Genomic DNA, 24,218 nt, shown 5'->3' on the forward strand with positions numbered 1-24,218 from the left:
TCGTAGGCGGGTCGCGCGCCGTCGACCTGAGAGCTCAGCGGGCGGCCTCACGCGGGCGGCCTCCGCGTGGCGTCGTACGCACCTCCTCCGGCCAGGCGAGGCTGACCCCGAGCGTGTCGCCGAGCAGCCGTCGGTAGTCGGCGAGTCGCCCCTCCTCCGCCCGGACCTGTCGGGGCAGCGACCCGGCCGCGAGGCAGTACGCCACCAGTGCGCCCACCGCCTCGCCGATGCTCCACTCGACGGGATGCAGCCGGTAGCAGCCGTTCGTGATGTGGGTGGTGCCGATGTTCTTGTTGGCGGGAAGGAGGTTCTCGACCCGGCGCGGAAGCAGCGAGCCCAGCGGAATCTGGAACGGAAAGCAGTCGATGTCGACGTAGGTCCGGCCGGCGGTGCTGGGATGCAGGTCGATGCGGTAGGAACCGATACCGACGCTGTCGTGGAAGAGTGCCGACCCGGCCTGCGCTCCCCTCGCCTCGACGCCCACGTGGTTCTCGGTCACGGTGAACTCCGAGAGGATCCGGCGCGACTCGCGGACGTAGGCGGCCTTCGCCAGTCCGTCCGCGGTGTCCACGATGTCGGGTCGCAGCGCCAGTCCCGGATAGCCGGTGCCGCCGTCCGGGCGGGGTGCCTCGGTCTGCATCCAGTACAGGAACGACAGCGAGAGTTCCCGGGCGCCGAGCAGGGCGCGGTCGCGGGTGGCGTCGTCGACGCCGAGCAGCGGGAGGTTCCAGTAGTCGATCTGCGGCCAGTTGACCAGCGTCACGTCGCGGGTGACCGTGCCCGGCCGGAACTGGCTGCGCGCGACGATGCGGCGGTAGTGCCACAGGTCACGCAGGGACGCGTCGTCCGGGTCGCCCTCGAAGATGCGGCGGTCGCGCCGTGCGAGCGTGATCGGCTCGACGTCGGTCCAGGACAGCTGCGGCCCGGGCCAGAAGTCGGCGACCGTGGTGCGCCAGTGGTCGTAGGACGCGGGCCGGTCGATGACGGCGTCGCTTCCTTCCGCGGGTTCTGCCGCGTACTCGAGGGGGAAGCACCACGAGATCGCCTGCTGGTCCAGCGGGTCGGCAACCGGGGTCGCGTGGGGTTCACCGGTCTCGGAGACCGCCTCGGCGCCGATGACGTGCTCGACCCCGGCGAGGTCGAGGAGGTCGCCGAGTTCGGTGGCGTCGACGACGTACGCCGCCTCCACCGTCACCTCGGCGGCGTCCTCCGACCGGCGTAACGTCACCGCCCGTACGATGTCGCCCTCGCTCGCGGCCGCGACCGGGCGGTGCCGGAGCAGGACGGTCAGCGTCCCGGACGTGCGGTAGGGCGCGAGCATCTCCTCCAGGACGGCGACCGCGACGCGGGGTTCGTGGCACAACGGGCTGACGAACCCGAGACCCGGGTTGAGCAGCGGGTCCGCGGCGACGTCGGGCCGCAGCGGGTGGCAACGCCGGTAGTAGTCGCGGATGCCCTCGCGCAGCCGCCGGTAGCTCGCGGAGCCGTGCCGCTCGATCCACGGGTTCTCATCCGGTGGAACGGCCTGGCTGGTGAGCTGCCCGCCCAGCCAGTCGGTCTCCTCGGTCAGGATCACCTGGTGGCCGAGCCGGGCCGCGGTCAACGCGCAGGCCACCCCGCCGAGACCGGCACCGACGACGAGGACCGAGGTCCGCAGCGTTGACATCCGCCATCCTTTCGCGCCACCGAACGCGGTCGGTACGGCGTGCTGCCGTACCGACCGCGTCGGAGGGACTGGTCCGGAAACTGGTCGAGAGCGTCAAGAGCACTGCCCAGTAGGCCACCACGTTCGCGGGTCGGGCCGCTATGCGGTGGACCGGCACCGGTCAACCAGTCCGTCGTCCTCCTCGCGTCAGGGCGTGCCGTAGCCTCCCCCGCCCGGCGTCTCGACCACCAGCACGTCGCCCGCCCGGACCTCCACCGAGTCCGCGCCGGCCATCTCCACGACACTGCCGTCGGCACGCTCCACCCGGTTGCGGCCCAGAGCACCGGGCGAGCCACCGGCGAGACCGTACGGCGGAACGCGCCGGTGCCCCGACAGCGTGCTGACCGTCACCGGCTCCAACAGCCGCAGCCGGCGGACGGCGCCGTCACCGCCGCGGAACCGCCCCGCACCGCCGCTGCCTCGCCGGATCTCGAAGCTCTCCAGCAGGACCGGGAACCGCCACTCGAGCACCTCCGGGTCGGTCAGCCGCGAGTTCGTCATGTGCGTCTGGACGACAGGGGCGCCGTCGAAGCCCTCGCCGGCGCCGGAGCCCGACGCGACCGTCTCGTAGTACTGGTGCCGGTCGTTGCCGAAGGTGATGTTGTTCATCGTGCCGGAACCCTCGGCCTGGATGCCGAGCGCGGCGTACAACGCACCGGTCACGGCCTGGGAGGTCTCGACGTTCCCGGCGACCACCGCCGCCGGATAGACCGGCCCGAGCATGGAGCCCCGCGGTACGACGATGCGCAGCGGGCGCAGGCATCCGTCGTTGAGCGGGATGTCGTCGTCGACCAGGGTGCGGAAGACGTACAACACGGCCGCCGTCGCCACCGACGCGGGGGCGTTGAAGTTCGTGTCGAGTTGGGGCGAGGTGCCGGTGAAGTCGATGGTCGCGGTCCGCTCCGCCCGGTCGACGCTGATCGCCACCTCGATCCGGGCACCGGAGTCCGTCTCGTAGCTGTAGGACCCGCCCTCCAGCGTGTCGATGACGCGACGTACGGCCTCCTCCGCGTTGTCCTGCACGTGCCGCATGTAGGCCTGTACGACGTCCAGCCCGAAGTGCTCGATCATCTTCGCGACCTCCTCGACGCCCTTCTCGCTCGCGGCGATCTGGGCCCGGAGGTCGGCGAGGTTGGTCGCGGGATTGCGGGAGGGGTACTCCGCGCCGGTGAGCAGCGCCAGGGTCTCCCGCTCGCGGAACCTGCCGTCCTCGACCAGCAGCCAGTTGTCGAAGAGCACGCCCTCCTCCTCGACCGTGCGGGACAGGGCCGGCATCGACCCCGGTGTCAGCCCGCCGATCTCGGCGTGGTGACCGCGCGAGGCGACGAAGAAGAGCACCGTCTCACCGGACTCGTCGTAGACCGGGGTCACCACGGTCACGTCGGGCAGGTGGGTGCCCCCGTGGTAGGGGTCGTTGACGGCGTACACGTCGCCCTTCTTCATTCGGCCCGCGCTGCGCCGGATCACCTCCTGGACGCTCGCGCCCATCGAGCCGAGATGCACCGGCATGTGCGGGGCGTTCGCGATGAGGTTGCCGTCGGGATCGAAGAGCGCGCAGGAGAAGTCCAGCCGTTCCTTGATGTTGACCGACTGGGCGGTCGACTCCAGGCGCGCGCCCATCTGCTCCGCGATGGACATGAAGAGGTTGTTGAAGATCTCCAGCAGGACCGGGTCGACCTCGGTGCCGACTCGCTCGACGTCGGCGCGCTCGCTGACCCGCTCGATCTCCAGGTGGCCGAGGTCGGTGACGGTCGCCGCCCAGCCTGGCTCCACGACGGTGGTCGCGTTGGCCTCGGCGACGATGGCGGGACCCGTCACCCGCTCCTTCGCCGCGAGGTGCTCACGCTGGAGCAGCGGGACGTCGCGCCAGGCCTCCCCGACGTACATCCGGACCGTCCGCGCGCTCTCCGACGCGAGGAAACCCTCGTCGGCGTGGCCAGCCGCCTCCCCAGCCGCGTCCCCCGCCGCATTCCCTGCCCCGGCGTGCGTGAGCGGCCGCAGGTCTGGCTGTTCGGTGCGCCCGACCGCCTCGACCGAGACCGCCTCGACGACGAGTGGCCGGTCCATCAGGAAGGAGTACGTACGCCGGTAGGCGGTCTCGAACTCCGCCACCATCTCCGCGGGCTCCGCGAGCGTCACCGGCACCGGGGTGTCAGTGCCGTCGTAGCGCAGGTGCGCCCGCCGGGTGACCTCGATCCGGTCGGCGGGGACGTCCTCGTCGAGGAGTTCCTTCCGGGTCGCCTCCACGAGCTCCCGCGCCACCTCCCGCATCCGGGCGAGGCCGGCCTCGTCGAGCCCGCACTCGACCGACTGCTCGCGCATCGTCGTGGTGTCGGCGAGGCCGATGCCGAGCGCGGACAGGACGCCGGCCATCGGCGGCACGAGCACGCTCCGGATGCCGAGGGAGTCGGCGACCGCGCAGGCATGCTGGCCACCCGCGCCGCCGAACGTCGTCAGCACGTACTCCGTGATGTCGTGACCCTTCTGCACCGAGATCTTCTTGACGGCGTTGGCCATGTTGGCGACGGCGATCGCCACGAAGCCCTCCGCGACCTGCTCCGGGCTGCGGTCGTCGCCGGTGGCCGCCGAGATCTCCCTCGCGAGGGCGGCAAACTCCCGGCGTACGACCTCCACGTCGAGTGGCTGGTCGCCGTCGGGTCCGAACACGTGCGGGAAGTGGTCGGCCTGCACCCGGCCGAGCATCACGTTGGCGTCGGTGACGGTGAGCGGCCCGCCGTTGCGGTAGGACGCCGGACCAGGATCGGCGCCGGCGGAGTCCGGACCCACCCGGTAGCGGCTGCCGTCGAAGTGCAGGATGGAACCTCCACCCGCGGCCACGGTGTGGATGTCGAGCATCGGCGCGCGCAGCCGCACGCCGGCCACCTGGGTGTTGAACACCCGCTCGTACTCCCCGGCGTAGTGGGACACGTCGGTGGAGGTGCCGCCCATGTCGAAGCCGATCACCTTGCCGTGGCCCGCGAGTTCCGACATCCGCACCATGCCGACGATCCCGCCCGCTGGTCCGGACAGGACCGCGTCCTTGCCCCGGAAGTGGCCCGCCTCGGCCAGGCCACCGTTGGACTGCATGAACATCAGGCGTACGCCGGCGAGTTCGGAGGCGACGTGGCGGATGTAGCGGCGGAGCACCGGCGACAGGTAGGCGTCGACGACCGTGGTGTCACCACGAGGCACCATCCGCATCAGCGGACTGACCTCACTGGACAACGACACCTGCGGGAAGCCGATGCTCTCGGCGAGGCGGCCGATCGCGCTCTCGTGCTCGGGGTGCAGGTGGCTGTGCAGGCACACGACCGCGACCGCACCGATGCCCTCGTCGTGGACCTCCCGCAGCTCCCGCTCCAGGCTGTCAAGGTCTGGTTGACGAAGGACCGTGCCGTCGGCGCTGATCCGCTCGTCGACCTCGATGACCCGCTCGAAGAGCATGTCGGGGAGGACGATGTGGCGGTCGAAGATGCGCGGGCGGTTCTGGTACGCGATGGCGAGCGCGTCCCGGAACCCCTTCGTGATGACGAGTGCGGTGCGCTCTCCCTTGCGTTCCAGCAGTGCGTTGGTCGCGACCGTCGTGCCCATCCGGACGGCATCGACCAACTCGCCGGGCACCTCCTCGGACCCACCCAGGCCAAGCAACCGGCGGATCCCGGCCACCGCGGCGTCCTCGTACCGCGCGGCGTTCTCGGAGAGCAGCTTGTGGGTGACGAGAGCACCTTCGGGGGTGCGCGCCACCACGTCGGTGAATGTCCCGCCGCGGTCGATCCAGAACTGCCAGGTTCCGTGTCCCACCTGAGGGTTCCCTTCCGTCTCAGCTCGTACGGTCTCGGTTCGTGTGCGCCCGTTCGCCATAGGCCTGGACGAGTTGGGCGAGGGCGTCGTCGAGGTAGGGGCCGAGCAGGCTCTCGGCGACCGGGCCGTCGCCGCGTTCCAGCGCTCGCAGGATCTCGACGTTGCGGACGAGGTAGGGCTCGTGGAAGCGCCGGGGGTCCGCCATCACGTGGAAGACCAACCGAAGCTCGGCGAGCAGGCCGCCCATGATCTCGTTGATCCGCGTGCTGCCGGCGAGGGCCGCCAGCTCCTGGTGGAACCGGATGTTCGCCGTTCCCAACGCCTGCCAGTCACGCCGGCGCGCCGCCGCGCGGCCGGCCTTCACCTCCAGGCGCAGCGCGTCGAGGTCGGGCGGAGGCGAGGTGACCTCCCGGGCGACTGCGCACTCGATGATCCGTCGGACGTGGTAGAGCTCGACCACCTCCTCGACCGTCAGCAGCCGGACGAAGACACCCCGGTTGAGTTCGTGCACCAGCAGGCGTTCGTGGGTGAGGATCCGGAACGCCTCCCGCAGGGTGTTGCGCGAGACGCCGAGCGCTCCACCGATCGCGTCCTCGGGAAGCCGGGTGCCCGGCGGGAAGTAGCCCTCGGCGATCCGTCTGCGCAGGACGTCGGCCACGAGCTTGGCCGTGCTCGCCCGTCCGAGTGCCGCGAAGTCTCCGGCGAGCCCGTCGAACCTGTCCGCGGCCTCGTCCTCGATGTCGCTCACGAAATCCTCCAGGATCAGGCTCTTGTCGGATCGTTCAACAATCCTTACCGTGAACCGTAACACTGATCAAGACGTCTCCACAGTGGCAGTGCCGCGCCGACGCGAAGTGGCACCGACGCGGAGCCCCAGCAGGCCCATCCTCCCTGCGAGCACGGGCCTGCATGTCCTCCACCTTCTGTGAGGTCGAACATGACGTCGTCCCACACCCGGACAGTGCCCGACGAGACAAGTTCCTTCGCTTGGTTTCACACGCTCGGCTCACGCGGGAAGCGCGCGTTCGTCGGCGCCTTCGGCGGCTACGGTCTGGACTCCTACGACTTCCAGGTTCTACCGCTCGGCATCGTCGCGTTGAGCGCGACCCTCAACATCACCACCGGCCAGGCCGGCCTGCTCGCCACGGTGACGCTGGTCGTGTCCGCACTCGGCGGAGCGCTCGCCGGCGTCCTCGCCGACCGCATCGGACGCACCCGCACCCTCGTGCTCACCATCGCGACGTACGCGCTCTTCACCGTCCTCTGCGGTTTCGCACCCAACTACGAAACGCTGATCATCTTGCGCGCCCTGCAGGGGTTGGGCTTCGGCGGCGAGTGGGCCATCGGCGCCATCCTCGTCGCGGAGTACGCCCGCTCCCGCTACCGCGGCCGCGTCGTCGCCTACATCCAAAGCTCCTGGGCTGTGGGCTGGGCGCTGGCGGTGATCGTCTACACGGTGGTCTTCAATCTCGTCTCCGAGGACCTCGCCTGGCGGGTGCTGTTCTGGACCGGCGCGTTGCCCGCACTGCTCGTGCTCTACATCCGCAGGAGCGTGACCGACGCGCCGGTGGCCACCGAGCACCGGGACACAGCCCGGGTTCGCGGCTCGTTCACGGCCATCTTCCAGGGCCCCCTCCTGCGTACGACCTTCTTCGCGTCCCTGCTCGCGACCGGGACACAGGGCGGGTACTACACGCTCGCGACCTGGGTGCCGACGTACCTCAAGAGCGAGCGCGGGCTCACCGTCGTCGGAACTGGCGGCTATCTCGCGTTCCTCATCTCGGGCGCGTTCGCGGGTTACCTCACCGGCGGATACCTGACGGACAAGCTCGGCCGCAAGCGCACCTTCACCCTCTTCGCCATCCTGTCCGGCGTTCTGATCCTCGCCTACACCCAGATCCCGAGCGGAGCCAACACCGCCGTGCTGGTCCTCGGGTTCCCTCTGGGCTTCAGCGCCTCGGCCATCTTCAGCGGATTCGGCGCCTTCCTGTCCGAGCTCTATCCGACGGCACTGCGCGGGACCGGTCAGGGCTTCACCTACAACGTCGGCCGCGCGGTCGGCGCGTTCTTCCCCACGGTCGTCGGCTTCCTCGCCACCGGTGTCGGTGTCGGCGGGGCGATGGCCTTCGGGGCGCTGGCGTACGCGATCGCGGCCGTCGCGTTGCTCGGCCTTCCGGAAACGCGTGGCCGCGAACTCACGTAGACAATCTCTGGGCGTGTCCGCCGGCGTCGCCGTGTCCACCGGCCGGTGCCGAGTCCGACCGGGTGCGCTCGCGGACCCGCCCAGGAGGGAGACGACCATCATGACCAGCTTCACCTCCAGCCCAGCCGCCACGGCGCTGGCGAACCTCGACCCGGGAACCACCGGCATGGCCTACGTCCCGCCGGCCCGGGCGCGGGCGTTGTTCCGCAAGGGAACAGTCGCGTCCACCGCGGGATGGTCCACCGGCTTCGCCCAGGCCAACCTCATCGCCGTACCGTCCGACTGGGCCTATGACGTCCTGCTCTTCGCCCAACGCAACCCACGGGCGTGCCCCGTGCTCGACGTCACCGACGCCGGCTCGCCCCGCACCGAACTCGCGCCCGGCGCCGACCTGCGAACCGACCTGCCGGCCTACAGGGTCTGGCGGGACGGCGAACTCATCGACGAACCCACCGAGGTCCGCCGGCTGTGGCGGCCGGACCTGGTGGCGTTCCTGATCGGCTGCAGCTTCACCTTCGACGGGGCACTGCGCCAGGTCGGCATCCCGCCGCGACACGTCGAGGAGGGACGCAACATCTCGATGTACGTCACCAACCGGCAGTGTCGTCCGGCCGAACGCCTCAAGGGCCCGCTGGTCGTGACAATGCGGCCGGTCCCCTCCGACCTGGTCGCCACCGCCGTCCGGGTGACGGCCGGCATGCCGACGCTGCACGGCGCGCCGGTGCACGTGGGCGACCCGTCGGGCCTGGGCATCAAGGACCTCGACCGGCCCGACTTCGGCACCGCGGTGACGATCCGGGACGGGGAGGTGCCGGTGTTCTGGGCCTGCGGAACCACGCCGCAGGCCGCGGTGATGGCTTCCCGGCCGCCGTTCGCCCTGACCCACGCACCCGGCCACATGCTGGTGACCGACGTACCCGACGCGGTCTACCGCTACGACTGAGGCATTCCGTCGCCGAGATCCGAGAAACCGGTCATCGGAGAGCAATCTGGTGACCGTCTTCTCGGACTTCGGCGAGCGGGCTGTGGATGACCGCACGCCCAGTACGCCGCGCTGCCAGCATCCTTGGCCGATGCCCGCACCCGTACCGCTGCCGACAGAACTGCGTCTCCGTCCGTTCCGAATCGAGGAGGCGCGCCAGCTCGGTCTGTCTGTGGAGGTGCTGCGAGGCCGGCGGTTCTGCCGGATCTTCCGGGGTGTCTATGCGTGCGCCGAACTGCCAGACACCCTTGCGCTCCGTGCCGCGGCCGCACGGCTTCTCGTTCCTCACGCCGTCCTGAGCCACGTGACGGCAGCCGCGCTCCGAGATCTGCCCGTCCCCGCGGACTCCCGGGTGCACGTCACCCTGCCGCCGACGATCCGCGGACCTGAGATCGCCGGCATCGTCGCGCACAAAGGCGTGCTGAACAGCGTGACGACGTTTCGCGGACTACCACTGACCGATCCTGCCCAGACGTTCCTCGACCTCGGACGCGGGCTCGGCCTGGTCGACACGGTGATCCTCGGCGATGCCATCGTCCGGCATGGCTTCGCCAAACTTTCCGAGCTGGCGCTCGCCGCCGGTCGGTGAGGGGACGCGGAGCCCGGAACGTTTCCCGCGCCATCGCCCTCGTCCGGGCGCGGGTCGACTCTCCGATGGAGACCCGGCTGCGGCTGCTCTGCGTACTCGCCGGACTTCCCGAACCCGAACCAGGCGCGGAGATCCATGACGAGCACGGGCAGTGGATCGCCACCGCTGACCTGCGGTACGACAAGGAGCGGATCGCGCTGGAGTACGACGGCGATCTGCACCGCACCAGCAAACGCAAGTGGCGCCACGACGTCGCCGCGCGGGAGGAGCTGCGCGCACGCGGTTGGATCGTGCTCGCCGTCACCGCGGACGACATCTTCGTCCGTCCCCACCGGACGCTGGCCCGCATCCACGACGCGCTGGTGGCCCGGCGCCACCCTGCCGTTCCCATCACCCTCGACCCGGCATGGCGCGACTACTTCCGAGTCCGCGGCTACCTGAGCGACGAGTGGTGAGGCGACGGATGGCTGGATCCTGGACACTCGGCTTTCACGCTGTTCGGGTATCCGGTCCCCGCGAGGCCGCTCCGTGCCCGTCTCCTGCACCTTCGCCAGGTCCGAAGGCGAGTGCGGGGGTGCGAGGCGCGGGTCAGAGACCTGGGCTCAGAAGAGCACGGTCATGAAGGTGGTGGCGGGCTTGAAGCCGACGCCGGCGTAGGCCCGGCGGGCAGGCACGTTGAAGTCGTTGACGTACAACGTCGCCACCGGCGCGACCTCACCCAGGCCGACCGCCGCCACCGCGGCCACTCCCGGCCTCGACAGGCCTTCACCGCGCCGGTCGGGACGAACCCAGACGCCCTGGATCTGGAACGCGTGCGGCGTCGCGACCCCGATCTCCGCCTTGAAGACGACCTCGCCCTTCTCGATCCGGGCGAACGCGTGGCCCCGGCTCACAAGGTCGGCGATACGCGCGCGGTAGAAGGCTCCACCGTCGCGCGCCTCCGGGGACACCCCGAGTTCCTCGCGGAAGAACGCCACGCTGGCGCGATAGAGCAGGTCCAGCTCGTCCATCCGGACGCGGCGTACGGACGGATCCACCGCAACCGTCGGCTGCTGGCGCATGGTGAGGAACGGCTGCGCCGCCCGGACCCCACGGGCGGGTCCCCAGGCAGGGGTGAGGGCTTCCCACATCGGTGCGACCGCTTCGCGCGGCCCCCATACCGACGAACAGTGCCGGCCCAGCCGCAGGGCACGGTCGCCGAACGCGGCCACCGCCGCCGGGGTCGCCGCGACCGGGACCAGGTTGGCGCCGGCGTAGCAGAGGGAGGCGAGCTGTCCGTCCTCGTCGAAGCCCCACATCTGGCCGCCCAGACGGCGCAGGTCGGACCCGGCGGCCCGCACCCGGGCGTCGACGAACACGTTGGTCACGGGGTCCGCGTCGAGCACCCGACGGATGGCGGCCAGATCGCCGGCGCGCAGGAGTCGGACCTGCGCGGTGGTGTCGAGCATCGCCCCCTCCTCACGCTCAGACCCGACGGTGCGGGTGAACCGACTAACGCACCTCGACCTCGGGCGTGCCTGACGCTACTCCGGCGAGTTTCATCTCCTCAGAGATCCGCATCGCCTCGTCGATGAGGGTCTCCACGATCTGGCTCTCCGGCACCGTCTTCACGACCTCGCCCCGGACGAAGATCTGGCCCTTGCCGTTGCCGGACGCGACGCCGAGGTCGGCCTCGCGTGCCTCACCGGGACCGTTGACGACGCAGCCCATCACGGCGACCCGGAGCGGCACCTCCATGCCCTCGAGTCCGGCGGTGACCTCATCGGCCAGCTTGTAGACGTCGACCTGGGCGCGGCCACAGGACGGGCAGGAGACGATCTCGAGCTTACGCGGACGCAGGTTCAGCGACTCGAGGATCTTGATGCCGACCTTGACCTCCTCCACCGGCGGCGCCGACAGCGACACCCGAATGGTGTCGCCGATGCCCTTGGCGAGCAGCGCACCGAAGGCCACGGACGACTTGATCGTGCCCTGGAACGCCGGACCCGCCTCGGTGACACCGAGGTGCAGGGGGTAGTCGCACTGCTCCGAGAGCAACTCATAGGCCCGGACCATCACCACCGGGTCGTGGTGCTTCACCGAGATCTTGAAGTCGCGGAAGTCGTGCTCCTCGAACAGGCTCGCCTCCCACAGCGCCGACTCGACCAGCGCCTCCGCGGTGGGCTTGCCGTACTTCTGCAGCAACCGGGGGTCGAGGGAGCCCGCGTTGACGCCGATCCGGATCGACACACCCGCGTCGGTGGCGGCCTGGGCGATCTCCTTGACCTGGTCGTCGAACTTACGGATGTTGCCCGGATTGACCCGAACGGCGGCACAGCCCGCCTCGATGGCGGCGAAGACGTACTTCGGCTGGAAGTGGATGTCGGCGATGACCGGAATCTTGGACTTCTGCGCGATGATCGGCAGTGCGTCGGCGTCGTCCTGGCTGGGTACGGCGACGCGGACGATGTCGCAACCGGTGGCGGTGAGTTCGGCGATCTGCTGCAGGGTCGCGTTGACGTCCGTCGTCGGCGTGGTCGTCATCGACTGCACCGAGACGGGGGCGTCGCCTCCGACGAGGACCTTTCCGACCTTGATCTGCCGGGTCTTGCGGCGTTCGGCCAGGGTCGGCGGCGGCGCGGCGGGCATGCCGAGGTCGATGCTTGTCACCAGCTGTCCTTCACTGCTCGTCGCGCGGTTCCGCGCGGGTTGTCCACCATGACGTTCATACGGTCCGGCACCTCAGTTCGAAATCCGTACCGGGTTGACGATGTCGGCGTACAGCAACAGGACACCCATCACCGCGATGACACTCGCCACCGCGTAGGCGAGGGGCAGCGCCCTGGCGACGTCCACATACCCAGGATCGGGCCGGCGTCGCAGCCGGGCGAACGCACGCCGGATCGCCTCGTAGATGGCGCCCGCGATGTGGCCGCCGTCCAGCGGCAGCAGCGGGATGAAGTTGAAGAGGGCGATGAAGAGGTTGAGGGCGCCGAGCCACTGCAGGAACGTCGCGATGCGGTCGCCCACCGAAACCCGGGACGCCGAGGCGATCTCACCCGCGACCCGGCTCGCGCCGATGATGCTCATCGGGCTGTCCATCTCACGCTTGTCGCCGAACGCCGCCTTGGCGACGCCCACCATGCGCTCGGGGATGTGCACCATCGCCTGCGCGGTCGCGCCGGTCAGCCGACCCATCTCCCCGAACACCGCGATCGGGCCCTGCCGCTCGCGGACGACGGTCGGGCTCACCCCGAGGAAGCCCACCCGCTGGAACTCGGTCGGGTCGTCGGGGTCGGGCCGGTCGGCGGCGATCAGGTCGGTGTGCAGGGTCTGCGGCTTACCGTCGCGCACGATACCGATCGTGACGGCGCCCGCACCGGCGTCACGGATCAGGCCGGACACCTCGTCCCAGGAACCGACCCGGGTGCCGTTGAACGCGACGATCTGGTCGCCCACCCGCAGCCCGGCCTTCTTTGCCGGCGACAGTGGGTCCTGGTCGGTGCACTTGCGGGCACCCTCGGTCGCGGGAACCACACAGTCGGGAACCGCGCTGACGGTGGGCTTGAGCACGTCCATCCCGAAGCCCATCAGCACGATGCCGAAGAGCAGGATGGCGAGGAAGATGTTCATGAGCGGGCCGCCGCTCATGATGATGAGCTTCTGCCACCACTTCTTGCTGTAGAAGAGGCGGTGTTCCTCACCCGGCGGGGTCTCCTCGGCGGAGGTGTTGCGGGCCTCTTCGATGAGGGTCTGGAAGGGTCCGGTGCTCCCCCGCCGCAGCCGGCCGTCCCGGGCGGGCGGGAACATCCCGATCATCCGGACATAACCGCCGAACGGGATGAGCTTGACGCCGTACTCGGTCTCCCCGCGCCGCCGCGACCACAGGGTCCGTCCGAAACCGACCATGTACTGCGTGACACGGACGTCGAAGAGCTTCGCCGGCACCATGTGCCCGATCTCGTGCAACGCGACGGAGGCGAGGACTCCGACGAAGAAGACGAGTGCGCCGATGAGCGCGATCAGGTCCATACGGAGGAGCCTTCCCGGTCAGTCGTAGCGGCGTGTGCCTCGATGGTCCGCGCGGCACGGGCGCGCGCCCACGACTCCGCCTCGAGCACTTCGGCGAGAGTCAGCGGGCTCGCACCGGCGCCAGGGCCGGCGTGGCGAGCGTACTCCTCCACGATGACAGAGAGGGTGTCCACGATGCCCAGGAACGACAACCGGCCCGCCACGAACGCCGCGACGCACTCCTCGTTGGCGGCGTTGTAGACGGCCGGTGCGGCACCCCCACGCTCCCCTGCCGCCCGGGCCAGGGCGACCGACGGGAACGCGGCCTCGTCCAGCGGCTGGAACTCCCAGGTGGACGCCTTCGACCAGTCGCAGGACGGGGCGGCGTCGGGTACCCGGTCGGGCCAGCCGAGCGCGAGGGCGATGGGCAGCCGCATGTCGGGCGGGCTGGCCTGGGCGAGTGTGGATCCGTCGGTGAACTCCACCATCGAGTGGACGATCGACTGCGGGTGCACCACGACGTCGATCCGGTCGTAGGGGAGGTGGAACAGCTCGTGTGCCTCGATCACCTCCAGGCCCTTGTTGACCAGGGTGGCGGAGTTGATCGTCACCACCGGGCCCATCGACCACGTGGGGTGGGCCAGAGCCTGCTCGGGAGTGACGTCGGTGAGCTCCTCGCGCGCCCGCCCCCGGAAGGGCCCGCCGCTCGCGGTCAGCACGAGACGGCGTACCTCCTGCTCCCGGCCGCCGCGCAGACACTGCGCGAGCGCGGAGTGCTCGGAGTCGACCGGCACGATCTGTCCGGGTTTCGCCGCGGCCCGCACCAGTGGTCCGCCCGCGATCAGCGACTCCTTGTTGGCGAGCGCGAGGATGCGTCCGGCGCCGAGGGTGGCGAGGGTCGGCGCGAGGCCCACCGAGCCGGTGATGCCGTTGAGAACGATGTCGCAGGGCCATGTGGCGAGTTCGGTCGCCGCGTCCGGTCCGGCGAGGATCTTCGGCACCCGGAACTCACCCTGGGAGTAGCCCTGCCGTTTCGCCTCCGCGTAGAACGCCAGCTGGAGGTCCTGGACGGCGGTCGCCCTCGCCACGGCGACGACCTCGACGCCCAGGCTGAGGGCCTGCCGCGCGAGCAGGTCGACCTGCCCGCCGCCGGCGGAGAGGCCGACGACCCGGAACCTGTCCGGATTGCGGCGTACGACATCGATGGCCTGGGTCCCGATGGATCCGGTCGAGCCGAGGAGTACGACCTCACGCATGAGCACCAGTGTCCCCTATCGGCATGCCCAGGCGCCGCCCGGTCGTCGCTCGCGGTCACCGAACCTGACCCGGGTCGCTCCCGAACGTCACGAACGGCTTTTTTGACTGATCGGTCATATACTCGCGGTCGTGTCGAACGTCCACGTTGGCGCGGATTCGCCGTCGAAGGGGCCGGCCCACACCGGGCCCGACCCGTGCCGATCCGCCCACCGGCCAGCGGGCGGGAGACTCCTGCCCGGCCGGCCGCGGGAGTTCGATCCGGACGTCGTCCTGGACACCGCCGTCGAGGCGTTCCTGGAGTGGGGTTACCACGCCACCTCGCTCACCCGGCTCACGACGGCCACCGGCCTGCATCGGGGCAGTCTCTACGCGGCGTTCGGGGACAAGCACGCGTTGTTCCTCGCCGCACTGGGCCGGCACGCCGACCGGAGCCTCGCGGCTCTCGACGCCACGATCGCCGCCGCGCCGACGCCCCTGGAAGGCGTCCGGAGGTTCGTCCGGGCGCAGGCCACCCGCGCCGCCGGCCAGCGGGCAGGGCGCGGCTGCCTGGTCGCCAACACCACCCTCGAGCTGCTGCCCGAGGACCAGCAGGTGGCCCGGGTGATCGAGGCGTACCAGCAGCGGATGGCGGCGCGGGTCGCCGAAGCGCTGGACGAGGCGAAGGCGACCGGCGAACTCACCAGCACCCATCCGAGCACCGGACTGGCCCGCTACGTCTTCGTGGTGGTCGAGGGTATGTGGCAGCTCGGGCGTACGACGAGTGACGCCGGCACCCTCCTCGACGTCGCGGAGGTCGCCCTCGCCACCCTGGCCTCACGGTTCGGCACGGTGCACTGAGAAGTCCTGACATCAATGCCACCCCTGACCGCGATCCCTGACCCCGATCCCTGACATCAACGACACGACACCAGTGAAAGGTCACTCTTCATGGCAACCAGCTCCGGCAATCCGCCCCGGCTCGACGCGTGGAAGGAGCGACTCGGTTCGGTGGGCGTCTGGCTCGGCTCGGTGAACTGGGCGTCCGCGGCCGCCGCGCGCGAGGCGGCCGTCGAGATCGAGGAGCTCGGCTACGGCTCGCTCTGGGTCTCCGAGACGCCGCTGTCGAAGGAGCCGTTCGTCAACGCCGCGATCCTGCTCGCCGCCACGACGAGGATCCCGCTCGGTACCGGGATCGCCAACGTGTGGGCACGTGACGCGACCGCGACCCGGGCCGCCGCGCTGACGCTCTCGGAGTCGTTCCCGGGCCGGTTCGTCCTCGGTCTCGGCGTGAGCCACCTGCCCGCGGTCGCGGCTCGGGGCACGACGTACGAGCGGCCGCTCACCAAGATGCGCGACTACCTCGACCAGATGGACGCCGCCGCCCCCTACGAGGCGCCGCGCGGGCAGGAGAACCCGCCGGTGGTGCTGGCCGCGCTGCGCTCGAAGATGCTCGAGCTCTCCCGGGACCGCACCCAGGGCGCGCACCCCTACTTCGTCCCGCCGGAGCACACGGCCCGCGCCCGGGAGGCGCTCGGCGCCGGCCCGCTGCTCATCCCCGAGCAGGCGGTCGTGGTCGAGACCGACCCGGAGCGGGCACGCACGACCGCCCGCGAGCACACGGCCTTCTACCTCACGCTGCCCAACTACGTGAACAACCTTCGCTGGCTCGGCTTCTCCGACGAGGACTTCGAGAACGGCGGCAGCGACCGGCTGGTCGACGCGATCGTCGCGTGGGGCGACGTCGACGCGATTCGGGCCAGGGTGCGGGCGCACCTGGACGCCGGCGCCGACCACGTCGTCCTCCAGCCGATCGAGTCCGGCCGCGGCCTCGGACTCGTCCAGCTCCGCGAACTCGCGCCGGCGCTGGTGAGCTGACCTCGCCGGTCCACACCCCGACCGGCCCACGCCTCGACCAGGCCACGGAACCTTCGGGCGGCCACACCGCACACGCGCGGTGTGGCCGCCCGCTCGGTCAGCGGCCGGTGGCCGCCTCCGCGGCCTCGACGACGTTGGTCAGCAGCATCGCCCGGGTCATCGGGCCGACGCCTCCGGGCATCGGGGCGAGCCAGCCCGCCACCTCACGCACGCCCGGATCGACGTCACCCACCAGGCCGGCGTCGGTCCGGGTGATGCCGACGTCGAGCACGGCGGCGCCCGGCCGCACCATGTCGGCACGGATCAGCCCGGGCACGCCGGCGGCCGCCACCACGATGTCGGCGTTGCGGACGTGCGCGGCGAGGTCCTTGGTGCCGGTGTGGCACAACGTCACCGTGGCGTTCTCCGAACGCCGGGTCAGGATCAGGCCGAGCGGCCGGCCCACGGTGATCCCACGCCCGATGACGCAGACCTCCGCCCCGGCCAGCTCCACGTCGTAGCGCCGGAGCAGGGCGACGATTCCGCGCGGCGTACACGGCAGCGGCGCGGGCTCGCCGTGCACCAGCCAGCCGAGGTTGGCGGGGTGCAGTCCGTCGGCGTCCTTGGCCGGGTCCATCAGGGCCAGCACCCGGTTGGCGTCCAGGCCCCTGGGCAACGGCAGCTGGACGATGAAGCCGGTGCAGGCCGGGTCGGCGTTCAGGCGGCGTACCTCCGCCTCCACCTCCTCCTGCGTCGCGGTCGCCGGCAGCTCCACCTGGATGCTCTCGATCCCGACCTGGGCGCAGTCACGGTGCTTGCCCCGTACGTACGCGTGGCTGCCGGGGTCGTCTCCGATCAGGACCGTGCCGAGGCCGGGTACGACGTCGCGCGCCCGCAGTGCGGCCACCCGTTCGGCCAGATCGGCGCGGATCTCCGCCGCGGTCGCCTTGCCGTCCAGAATCCGTGCGCTGCTCATCGCTCTCCTCGTTCACATCTGACGTTCACTTCTGAACCCAACCGACGCACCGACGCGCCTGACCGAGCCGCACCCACCGAAGCTCGTCGGCCCGGGTGGCCTCCACGGAGCTAGCGGAAGACGACCGTACGCATGCCGTTGAGGATCACCCGGTGCTCGAGGTGCCAGGTCACCGCCCGGGCCAGCGCCAGGCTCTCCAGGTCCCGCCCCACCGCGGCGAGCTTGGCCGGCGTCAGGCTGTGGTCGACCCGCGCGACCTCCTGCTCGATGATCGGTCCCTCGTCGAGCACCTCGGTCACGTAGTGGGCGGTCGCGCCGATCAGCTTGACCCCGCGTTCGTAGGCCTGGTGGTAGGGCTTGGCCCCCTTGAAGCTCGGCAGGAAGGAATGGTGGATGTTGATCGCCCGGCCGACGAGCTTCTCGCACAGGCCGTGCGAGAGCACCTGCATGTAGCGGGCCAGCACCACCAGGTCGATCTCCAGGTCGGCGACGAGTTCGAGGATCCGGCGTTCCTGCTCGCCCTTGGTCTCGGCGGTCACCGGGAGGTAGTGGAAGGGCAGTCCGACGCCCTCGACCATCCGACCGGCGTCGGGATGGTTGGACACGACCGCGGCGATGTCCGCCGGGATGGCGCCGACCCGACAGCGGTACAGCAGGTCGTTGAGGCAGTGGTCCTGCTTGGAGACCAGGACCAGCAGCCGCTGCCGTGCGCCGAGGTCGCGCAGTTGCCAGTCCATCCCGAACGTCGTGCCGATCGGCGCGAAGCCCACCTGCAGCGCGTCCAGGGTCGCCTCGGCCGAGTCGCTCGACTCCGCCTGCACGTGCACCCGCATGAAGAACCTGCCGCCCAACCGGTCGCTGAACTGCTGACTGTCGACGATGTTGCAGCCGTGTTCGCCGAGGAAGCCGGCGACGGCGTGGACGATGCCGAGCCGGTCGGCGCAGGAGAGGGTGAGGACGTACTCCGGCCGGGTGCTGCTGCTCATGCCAAATTCCTCGCCGTTCGGGTCACCGCGGGTGGATCGTGCGGCCGGGCGGCCCGGTCGGACCGCAGGGGTCCCCGGGGGACCGCTGACGCCGTGCCCGGAACGCGGGGGCCGTCGCCATTCTCCAGGGGAGGCATGGCGCGGCGTGGCCCGACCCCGGACGTCACACCGGATGGCGGACGGGCGCGCCGCCCGGAGCCGGCCCGCGAACGGGGTCCCGGGCTCCTGGTCCGTCGGTCATCCGGTCGTCATCGGCGCGTACCGGGCCGACCGAGCAGAGGGGTCGTACGTCGTGAATGGGACGTCGAACGGTGTCGAAAGGTGTCGAAAGGTGTCGAAAGGTGTCGAAAAAGGCGTACCGGCCAGAGCGAGCCGGACCCGGCCCGACACGGCCGGCCCGCGCGGCTCACTCGTCGAACGCCCCCGACTCGAAGATCTCCGCCTGGGTGAGCGCCCACCAGTCCTCGGCGATCTCCTCCCGCGCGTAGTCGTACGGCATCCAGCCGTAGCCGCCCTCCCCCCACGACTCGCCCCAGGAGTTGCGGACCAGGAACGCTCCGCGCCGGGTGGATCCGTCGGTCGGGCTCCGTACCTCTCGCTCGTCGTCGTAGCCGACCGCCGCCACCGCGTGGCCGCCGAGGACGTTCTCCCTCGGACTCGGGAAGGGGATGTCGCCGGGCTGGGTGGGTGTCTGGATCGAGGCGTAGACCGTGAAGCCGAACATCGCCGGGATGCCCGCCGCCAGGTGGCTTTTCACCTCGGCGAGCACCTCCGTGCCGGTCGAGCCGGGCGCGTCCAGGCGGAAGTACTCGAGCGCCTGGTAGCTCTGGGCGAACGCGAAGACGAACGCCGGCGGGTCCTCGTCGAACGCCTCGACGTCGTAGGTCCAGTACTTCTCCGGCGGCGCCCCGAACAACGCCAGCGCCCCCATGGTGGAGCGCAGGTAGGCGCCGGTGTCGCCGCGCAGGCCGAGGTAGTCGCGCGTGACCTTGTAGAGGAAGCGCCGGGACAGGTCGACGTACCGGCCGTTCGTGCGCCGCTGGTAGTACTCCACAATGCCGCAGCCGGCGTGTGCGGTGCAGGACCCCAACGCACCCTGGTCCTCGATCGGCGAGCACCACTCCCGCAGGTCGACGCTCGAGGGAAGGTCCGCGGCGCTGTCGCCCGGCGAGGTCGTGCGCACGGCCAGGTCGCGCAGACTGCTCGAGGCGGAGGCACGCAACCGGTCGACGACCTGGACCGACCTGCTCGTCAGGTCGCGGATGTCGGGGCGGTCGGGGAGCCAGCCCATCCCCGTCGGGCCGGAACGACCGGGCAGCACGATCTTGTCCATTCCGCACCTCGCGCGTGGTCGCGGAAGCGACGGGTCGCCGGCTGGTCGCCGGCGCTCCTCCAGGCATCGTCCGCTGCCGTCAGGGAACTCGCGCGCGACGCCGCAGTCAAGGTCGGAGCCCAAGGTCGACGCTCAGGGTCGACGCGGGTCGATCCGTGGTCGCTCGCGCCATCCCGGCATGATGCGGCTATGGAGTTCCCCAGAGTCGGCGGCGGTGACGAGCACAGGCCGGCGCGTCCGGGTGAGTCGCCGGTGCAGCGTGCCGATCGCAACTTCGCCGAGTTGATCTCGGAGTTGCGGGTGTTGCAGACCGGGGTGCAGTTCCTGTTCGGTTTCTTGTTGATCCTGGCGGTGCAGGCTCGTTTCGCCGATCCGAGCACGTTCGCTCGGGTGACCTATGTCGTCGCGCTGGCATTGTGTTGTGCGGCGGCGGCGTTGTTGATGGCGCCGGTGGCCTATCACCGGGCGTTGTTCGCCAAGGGTGTGAAACCTGAGATCGTGCGGGTGTCGAACCGTTTCGCGCGGGCCGGGATGTTGGCGTTGTTCCTGGCCATCATCAGCGCGGTCCTGCTCGTCCTGGACGCGGTCTTCGGGCTGCTCGGCGCCAGTATCGTCACCGCCGGAGTCGCGGTGTTCTTCGCCGTGCTCTGGTACGTCGTCCCGCTGCGGCGGCTACAGACCCTCGCTCGCGAGCGCGAGGCCCACAGCACGAAGGGCAGGGACTCCAACCCGCCCGCCTGAACACCACGCCCTCCCGACACGGCGAATCGGCCACGGTCCGCACGCCGGGCCTTCACCGACCGGATCGGGCGTGTTCATCGCACACCCGCCCACGTGCACGCGCGAGGCGCTAGTTTCCCCGGGAACCAGCTGGTTCTTCGGAGGACAAGCGATGACACGGGGGTCGCTGATGACTTCGCCCGCACTCGACCGGAGACGGTTCCTCACGATCGCCGGTGCCGCCGGTGCGCTCGGCGGGGCGGCGAGCCTGGCCGCGCCAGGGTCGGCCTGGGCCGCTCCACTCGGCGCGCCCGCCGCCGACGACCCCGAACCCACCCGGCCGCTGTCGTTCGCCGTCCTCACCGACACCCACGCGAACGCGTTGGAGAGCTCCCGGCTGGACGTGCTCCGGCGTACGTTCGCCTCGATCGAGCGGGCCGCGCCGACGTTCGTCCTGAACTGCGGCGACATCACCGACTACGGCGGCGACGACGACTTCGACGCCTACCTGTCGACGATCCCGGCGGGCCTGCGCGACAGGCTGCACCACGTCCCCGGCAACCACGAGGTCCGGTGGGACGTCCACGGCGCCGAGCTCTACCACCGGCTGTTCGGACCGACGCCGTACTCCTTCGACGCCGCCGGGCTGCACGTGGTCGGACTCGACCCGACCCAGCTGTTGCAGGAGCCGGGGCACTTCGGCCGTGAGCACCTCGACTGGCTTGCCCGCGACCTTCGCCGGGCTGGTCCGAGCGTGCTCTTCCTGCACTACCCGTTCTGGGCCGAGCACTACTACGTGAACGACCAGGACGCCTTCTTCGAGACCATCGCCGACCTGCCGGTCCGGGCGATCTTCGCCGGACACATCCACCGTGAGCAGGTCGTCCGGACCAACGGCCTCACCCAGGTGGCCGCCAACGCGGTGCGCAACGGCTCCTTCTACTACTGGGCCGAGCGGACCGGCGACGTCGGCCACGACGTCCTGCGCGTCTCCGCCGTCGCGGTCGCCGCCGACGGCTCCGACACCCGACGCGAGCTCACCACTATCCCGCTGGGCAAGGACCCAGCCGCCCACGACCTGCGGCCCCGGTACGTCGAGGTGAGCCCGCCTGCCGGCGGGGCGGCGGGCGTCGCCATCCGCCTGCCGGCACCAGACGCCGCCACCGCCATGCGGGCCCAGGTCTACCCACAGCAGGTCTTCGGCGGCGGGTCGGCGGGAACCTGGGTCGACCTCGCCCGCTCCGGCCGCGACTGGTCGGGGACCGTGGACGTCGGGGCACTCGCGGCGGGCACGCACCGACTGCAGGTGCGGGTCGTCGGGACGGGCGGGGCGCAGTTCGACGTGACGGAGCCGTTCACGATCCCCGCGGGTGACCCGGCCGCACCCCGGGAAGGATGGCACGCCGACCTGCCGGGAAGCGTCCAGGGCGCACTCGCCCACCACGGCGAGCTGGTCGTCGCCGCCACCACGACCGGCGCGGTGGAGGCGTTCCGGCCGCACGCGAACGGCCGCACGGTCGTCTGGCAGGCGCGGACGGGCGCGGTTCACCGTGGCGCGGCGTTCGACGCCGAGGGCGGGACGCTCTACATCCCCTCAGCCGACCATCACCTGTACGCCCTGCGCGCACGAGACGGCCGGCGACGCTGGCGCTTCGAGGCCTCCGACCCGGTCCTGAGCACACCACTGGTCACCTCGGTCCAGGGCGTGGCGACGGTGATCTTCTCGGCCGGCCGTACCCTGTACGCCGTCGACGCGGGCACCGGCGCGCGGCGTTGGTCCAGCGATCTGCGGGGCTTCTTCGCGGGCCGGGCGGCCTGTGACGGCGAGCGCGTCTACGTCGGCGCGGGTGACGGCAACGCCTACGCGTTCGACGCCGCGACGGGCACACCGCTGTGGACGTACGACGCGACCACCCGCCAGGATCCCTACGGGCGTCTTCTCTACGGCCCGTGGGACGACGTGATCGAACTCCTGCCGGGCGGCGCCGTGCTCGTCGCGACGGTCTCCGCCACCGTCGCGCTGGACCGCGCCTCGGGGCAGCGCCGCTGGAGCGTCGCGGCCAGCTGCATGTACACGCCGTCGCTCGTGGTGGAGGGCAGCGCGGCCGGTGCTGGGGGCGTCCTCCTGACCGACGAGTTCGGACGCCTGCAACTCGTCGACCCGGCCACGGGTGTGGCGGTGTGGAAGTCGGAGGTCGGCACCCGGGCGTTCAACGCCGGTCCGGTCCGCTCGGGCGAGACAATGTGGATCGTCACCGCCACCGGACTCCTGGCCGGCGTCGACGTCGCCACCGGAACGGTCCTGCATCGGCGCCAGCTCGGCCCGGCCAACACGTTCAGCACTCCCGTCCTCGTGGACGGTGTGCTCGTCACCGGCGACCAGGACGGACGGCTGCGCGGCATCGACCTCCCGTGACGCGCCGGAGCATGCCCAGGACGCGCGGGCGGTGCGGTCGTGCTCAGGCTTCCTTCGCCGCGAGCTGACCGCAGGCCCCGTCGATCTCCTGCCCACGGGTGTCGCGGACGGTGACGGGTACGCCGTGCGCCTCGAGCCGGCGGACGAACTCCCGCTCGTCCTCCGGCCGGGACGCGGTCCACTTCGAGCCCGGTGTGGGGTTCAGCGGGATGAGGTTGACGTGGACGAGGTGGCCGGCCAGCTTCTCTCCCAGCAGGTCGGCCCGCCAGGCCTGGTCGTTGATGTCGCGGATCAGGGCGTACTCGATCGAGACCCGGCGTTTGGTCTGCTCGGCGTACGCCCAGGCGGCGTCCAGCACCTCGGCGACCTTCCACCTGGTGTTGACCGGCACCAGCTCGTCGCGCAGTTCGTCGTCGGGCGCGTGCAGGGACAACGCGAGCGTCACCGACAGGCCCTCCTCGGTGAGCTGCCGGATCCGGGGCACGAGCCCGACCGTCGAGACGGTGACGCCCCGCTGGGACATGCCGAGGCCGTCGGGCACCGGATCGGTGAGACGGCGTACGGCGGAAATCACCGTGCGGTAGTTGGCGAGCGGCTCACCCATGCCCATGAAGACGACGTTGGAGATCCGGCCGGGACCGCCGGCCACCTCGCCGCTCGCGAGCAACCGTGAACCCGCGACGACCTGGCCGACGATCTCGGCGGCGGAGAGGTTGCGGGTGAGCCCGGCCTGACCGGTCGCGCAGAACGGGCACGCCATCCCGCACCCGGCCTGGCTGGAGACGCACATGGTCACCCGACCGGGGTAGCGCATCAGCACGCTCTCCACCAGCGCCCCGTCGAACAGGCGCCAGACCGTCTTGACGGTGGCTCCCCCGTCGGCGGTCAGGGTGCGGACCGGGGTGAGCAGAGGCGGGAAGAGCCCGTCGCCGATTCGGTCCCGGCTCGCCTGGGGCAGATCGGTCATCTCGGCGGTGTCGTCGAGGTATCGCCCGAAGTAGTGGGTGGACAGCTGACGCGCGCGGTAGGCGGGCTCACCCAGGGCGACGAGCGCCTCCCGGCGTTCGTCCGACGACAGGTCGGCGAGGTGGCGGGGAGGCTTTCCGCGGCGCGGGGCGGCGAAGACGAGATCAACGGGAGCAGACATGGCGACTCCCAGTGTCACACGGCGGCGGGATCGATCACCTGACGGCTCCCCCGCCGGGCGTCCCGCACAAACGAATTCCGGCGAATTCCGTACCGATATCGCGCGGCGGCGAGAAATTCGAGCAACCGCTCACCCAGGAATTCCGAACCTTCGGAGGCGCATCGTCATCGGGGCGATACGCTCCGGCCATGCACGCGCCAATGAATGGGCCTGATGGCCCGCGTGAAGGTCCGTGTGGGGGTCCGGGTGAAGCGCTCGACGGGCACTCCCCGGCCGGTGG

General features: G+C 70.8%; 19 protein-coding genes. 8 read left to right on the forward strand and 11 right to left on the reverse strand.

The features are described 5' to 3' along the window. Positions 1–34: 34 nt before the first annotated feature. The 3 genes from HEB94_RS39105 to HEB94_RS39115 form a co-directional block, all read right to left on the reverse strand. Complete coding sequence (locus HEB94_RS39105) at positions 35–1,666, reverse strand: FAD-dependent oxidoreductase (RefSeq protein WP_192754505.1); 1,632 nt, start codon at positions 1,664–1,666, stop codon at positions 35–37. A gap of 186 nt (positions 1,667–1,852) precedes the next feature. Next, on the reverse strand, positions 1,853–5,506 hold the full coding sequence (locus HEB94_RS39110; protein WP_337918234.1) for a hydantoinase B/oxoprolinase family protein: 3,654 nt from the start codon (positions 5,504–5,506) through the stop codon (positions 1,853–1,855). 19 nt (positions 5,507–5,525) lie between these two features. After that, a complete protein-coding gene (locus tag HEB94_RS39115) occupies positions 5,526–6,254 on the reverse strand; it encodes a GntR family transcriptional regulator (RefSeq protein ID WP_337918235.1) in 729 nt (242 codons plus the stop codon). 189 nt (positions 6,255–6,443) lie between these two features. Between HEB94_RS39115 and HEB94_RS39120 the strand changes: the two genes are divergently transcribed. The 4 genes from HEB94_RS39120 (at position 6,444) to HEB94_RS39135 (ending at position 9,735) form a co-directional block, all read left to right on the forward strand. After that, positions 6,444–7,709: an MFS transporter gene (locus tag HEB94_RS39120; protein ID WP_192754507.1), complete on the forward strand. Its 1,266-nt coding sequence runs from the start codon at positions 6,444–6,446 to the stop codon at positions 7,707–7,709. Between the two features lie 100 nt (positions 7,710–7,809). After that, the gene (locus HEB94_RS39125; protein ID WP_202896785.1) at positions 7,810–8,652 is read left to right on the forward strand and encodes a putative hydro-lyase; all 843 of its coding nucleotides are present in this window, start codon (positions 7,810–7,812) and stop codon (positions 8,650–8,652) included. Between the two features lie 130 nt (positions 8,653–8,782). After that, on the forward strand, positions 8,783–9,280 hold the full coding sequence (locus tag HEB94_RS39130; protein ID WP_192754508.1) for a hypothetical protein: 498 nt from the start codon (positions 8,783–8,785) through the stop codon (positions 9,278–9,280). Beyond that, complete coding sequence (locus HEB94_RS39135; protein WP_192754509.1) at positions 9,277–9,735, forward strand: hypothetical protein; 459 nt, start codon at positions 9,277–9,279, stop codon at positions 9,733–9,735. The genes HEB94_RS39130 and HEB94_RS39135 overlap by 4 nt, the downstream gene beginning before the upstream one ends. Positions 9,736–9,882: 147 nt before the next feature. Here HEB94_RS39135 and HEB94_RS39140 read toward each other — a convergent pair whose 3' ends face one another. The 4 genes from HEB94_RS39140 to dxr all read right to left on the reverse strand — a co-directional run bounded on the left by HEB94_RS39140 (position 9,883) and on the right by dxr (position 14,526). After that, positions 9,883–10,728 carry a GNAT family N-acetyltransferase gene (locus HEB94_RS39140; protein WP_192754510.1) on the reverse strand — a complete coding sequence of 282 codons (846 nt, stop codon included), beginning with the start codon at positions 10,726–10,728 and terminating at the stop codon, positions 9,883–9,885. Positions 10,729–10,771: 43 nt separating this feature from the next. Beyond that, positions 10,772–11,908 carry a flavodoxin-dependent (E)-4-hydroxy-3-methylbut-2-enyl-diphosphate synthase gene (gene ispG, locus HEB94_RS39145; RefSeq protein ID WP_192756958.1) on the reverse strand — a complete coding sequence of 379 codons (1,137 nt, stop codon included), beginning with the start codon at positions 11,906–11,908 and terminating at the stop codon, positions 10,772–10,774. 93 nt (positions 11,909–12,001) lie between these two features. Next, entirely contained in the window at positions 12,002–13,291 is a 1,290-nt protein-coding gene (locus HEB94_RS39150; protein ID WP_192754511.1) for a M50 family metallopeptidase, read from the reverse strand. Beyond that, the gene (dxr, locus tag HEB94_RS39155) at positions 13,282–14,526 is read right to left on the reverse strand and encodes a 1-deoxy-D-xylulose-5-phosphate reductoisomerase (protein WP_192754512.1); all 1,245 of its coding nucleotides are present in this window, start codon (positions 14,524–14,526) and stop codon (positions 13,282–13,284) included. Before dxr ends, HEB94_RS39150 begins: the two co-directional genes overlap by 10 nt. 130 nt (positions 14,527–14,656) lie before the next feature. On the opposite strand from dxr, the gene HEB94_RS39160 reads away from it, so the two are divergent. Both HEB94_RS39160 and HEB94_RS39165 read left to right on the forward strand, forming a co-directional pair. After that, entirely contained in the window at positions 14,657–15,364 is a 708-nt protein-coding gene (locus HEB94_RS39160; RefSeq protein WP_192754513.1) for a TetR family transcriptional regulator, read from the forward strand. 90 nt (positions 15,365–15,454) lie between these two features. Further along, positions 15,455–16,381 carry a TIGR03620 family F420-dependent LLM class oxidoreductase gene (locus HEB94_RS39165; protein WP_192754514.1) on the forward strand — a complete coding sequence of 309 codons (927 nt, stop codon included), beginning with the start codon at positions 15,455–15,457 and terminating at the stop codon, positions 16,379–16,381. A 97-nt stretch (positions 16,382–16,478) separates the two neighbouring features. Here the strand turns inward: HEB94_RS39165 and HEB94_RS39170 are convergent, their stop codons facing one another. From HEB94_RS39170 to HEB94_RS39180, 3 genes are all read right to left on the reverse strand, one after another. After that, positions 16,479–17,336, reverse strand: coding sequence for a bifunctional methylenetetrahydrofolate dehydrogenase/methenyltetrahydrofolate cyclohydrolase (locus tag HEB94_RS39170; RefSeq protein WP_192754515.1), 858 nt, complete (start codon positions 17,334–17,336; stop codon positions 16,479–16,481). A 110-nt stretch (positions 17,337–17,446) separates the two neighbouring features. Continuing rightward, positions 17,447–18,322, reverse strand: coding sequence for a formyltetrahydrofolate deformylase (gene purU / locus HEB94_RS39175; RefSeq protein WP_192754516.1), 876 nt, complete (start codon positions 18,320–18,322; stop codon positions 17,447–17,449). Between the two features lie 406 nt (positions 18,323–18,728). After that, on the reverse strand, positions 18,729–19,655 hold the full coding sequence (locus tag HEB94_RS39180) for a C1 family peptidase (RefSeq protein ID WP_192754517.1): 927 nt from the start codon (positions 19,653–19,655) through the stop codon (positions 18,729–18,731). 189 nt (positions 19,656–19,844) lie between these two features. Between HEB94_RS39180 and HEB94_RS39185 the strand changes: the two genes are divergently transcribed. Both HEB94_RS39185 and HEB94_RS39190 read left to right on the forward strand, forming a co-directional pair. Next, the gene (locus tag HEB94_RS39185) at positions 19,845–20,396 is read left to right on the forward strand and encodes a DUF6328 family protein (RefSeq protein ID WP_192754518.1); all 552 of its coding nucleotides are present in this window, start codon (positions 19,845–19,847) and stop codon (positions 20,394–20,396) included. Between the two features lie 151 nt (positions 20,397–20,547). Beyond that, positions 20,548–22,791, forward strand: coding sequence for an outer membrane protein assembly factor BamB family protein (locus HEB94_RS39190; RefSeq protein WP_192754519.1), 2,244 nt, complete (start codon positions 20,548–20,550; stop codon positions 22,789–22,791). Between the two features lie 43 nt (positions 22,792–22,834). Here the strand turns inward: HEB94_RS39190 and rlmN are convergent, their stop codons facing one another. Continuing rightward, positions 22,835–23,938, reverse strand: coding sequence for a dual-specificity RNA methyltransferase RlmN (gene rlmN / locus HEB94_RS39195; protein WP_192754520.1), 1,104 nt, complete (start codon positions 23,936–23,938; stop codon positions 22,835–22,837). Positions 23,939–24,218: the final 280 nt, after the last annotated feature.

Source organism: Actinopolymorpha pittospori, from assembly GCF_014873875.1.
GTDB classification, from domain to species: Bacteria; Actinomycetota; Actinomycetes; order Propionibacteriales; family Actinopolymorphaceae; genus Actinopolymorpha; species Actinopolymorpha pittospori.

Bases quoted from the DNA above. Each gene is read 5' to 3' on its own strand.
- HEB94_RS39185 (WP_192754518.1), top strand. From the start codon at position 19,845: ATGGAGTTCCCCAGAGTCGGCGGCGGTGACGAGCACAGGCCGGCGCGT.
- HEB94_RS39105 (WP_192754505.1), bottom strand. From the start codon at position 1,666: ATGTCAACGCTGCGGACCTCGGTCCTCGTCGTCGGTGCCGGTCTCGGC.
- HEB94_RS39180 (WP_192754517.1), bottom strand. From the start codon at position 19,655: ATGGACAAGATCGTGCTGCCCGGTCGTTCCGGCCCGACGGGGATGGGC.
- HEB94_RS39130 (WP_192754508.1), top strand. From the start codon at position 8,783: ATGCCCGCACCCGTACCGCTGCCGACAGAACTGCGTCTCCGTCCGTTC.
- HEB94_RS39150 (WP_192754511.1), bottom strand. From the start codon at position 13,291: ATGGACCTGATCGCGCTCATCGGCGCACTCGTCTTCTTCGTCGGAGTC.
- dxr (WP_192754512.1), bottom strand. From the start codon at position 14,526: ATGCGTGAGGTCGTACTCCTCGGCTCGACCGGATCCATCGGGACCCAG.
- HEB94_RS39190 (WP_192754519.1), top strand. From the start codon at position 20,548: ATGACACGGGGGTCGCTGATGACTTCGCCCGCACTCGACCGGAGACGG.
- HEB94_RS39125 (WP_202896785.1), top strand. From the start codon at position 7,810: ATGACCAGCTTCACCTCCAGCCCAGCCGCCACGGCGCTGGCGAACCTC.
- HEB94_RS39140 (WP_192754510.1), bottom strand. From the start codon at position 10,728: ATGCTCGACACCACCGCGCAGGTCCGACTCCTGCGCGCCGGCGATCTG.
- HEB94_RS39165 (WP_192754514.1), top strand. From the start codon at position 15,455: ATGGCAACCAGCTCCGGCAATCCGCCCCGGCTCGACGCGTGGAAGGAG.
- purU (WP_192754516.1), bottom strand. From the start codon at position 18,322: ATGAGCAGCAGCACCCGGCCGGAGTACGTCCTCACCCTCTCCTGCGCC.
- rlmN (WP_192754520.1), bottom strand. From the start codon at position 23,938: ATGTCTGCTCCCGTTGATCTCGTCTTCGCCGCCCCGCGCCGCGGAAAG.
- HEB94_RS39170 (WP_192754515.1), bottom strand. From the start codon at position 17,336: ATGAGCAGCGCACGGATTCTGGACGGCAAGGCGACCGCGGCGGAGATC.
- ispG (WP_192756958.1), bottom strand. From the start codon at position 11,908: ATGCCCGCCGCGCCGCCGCCGACCCTGGCCGAACGCCGCAAGACCCGG.
- HEB94_RS39120 (WP_192754507.1), top strand. From the start codon at position 6,444: ATGACGTCGTCCCACACCCGGACAGTGCCCGACGAGACAAGTTCCTTC.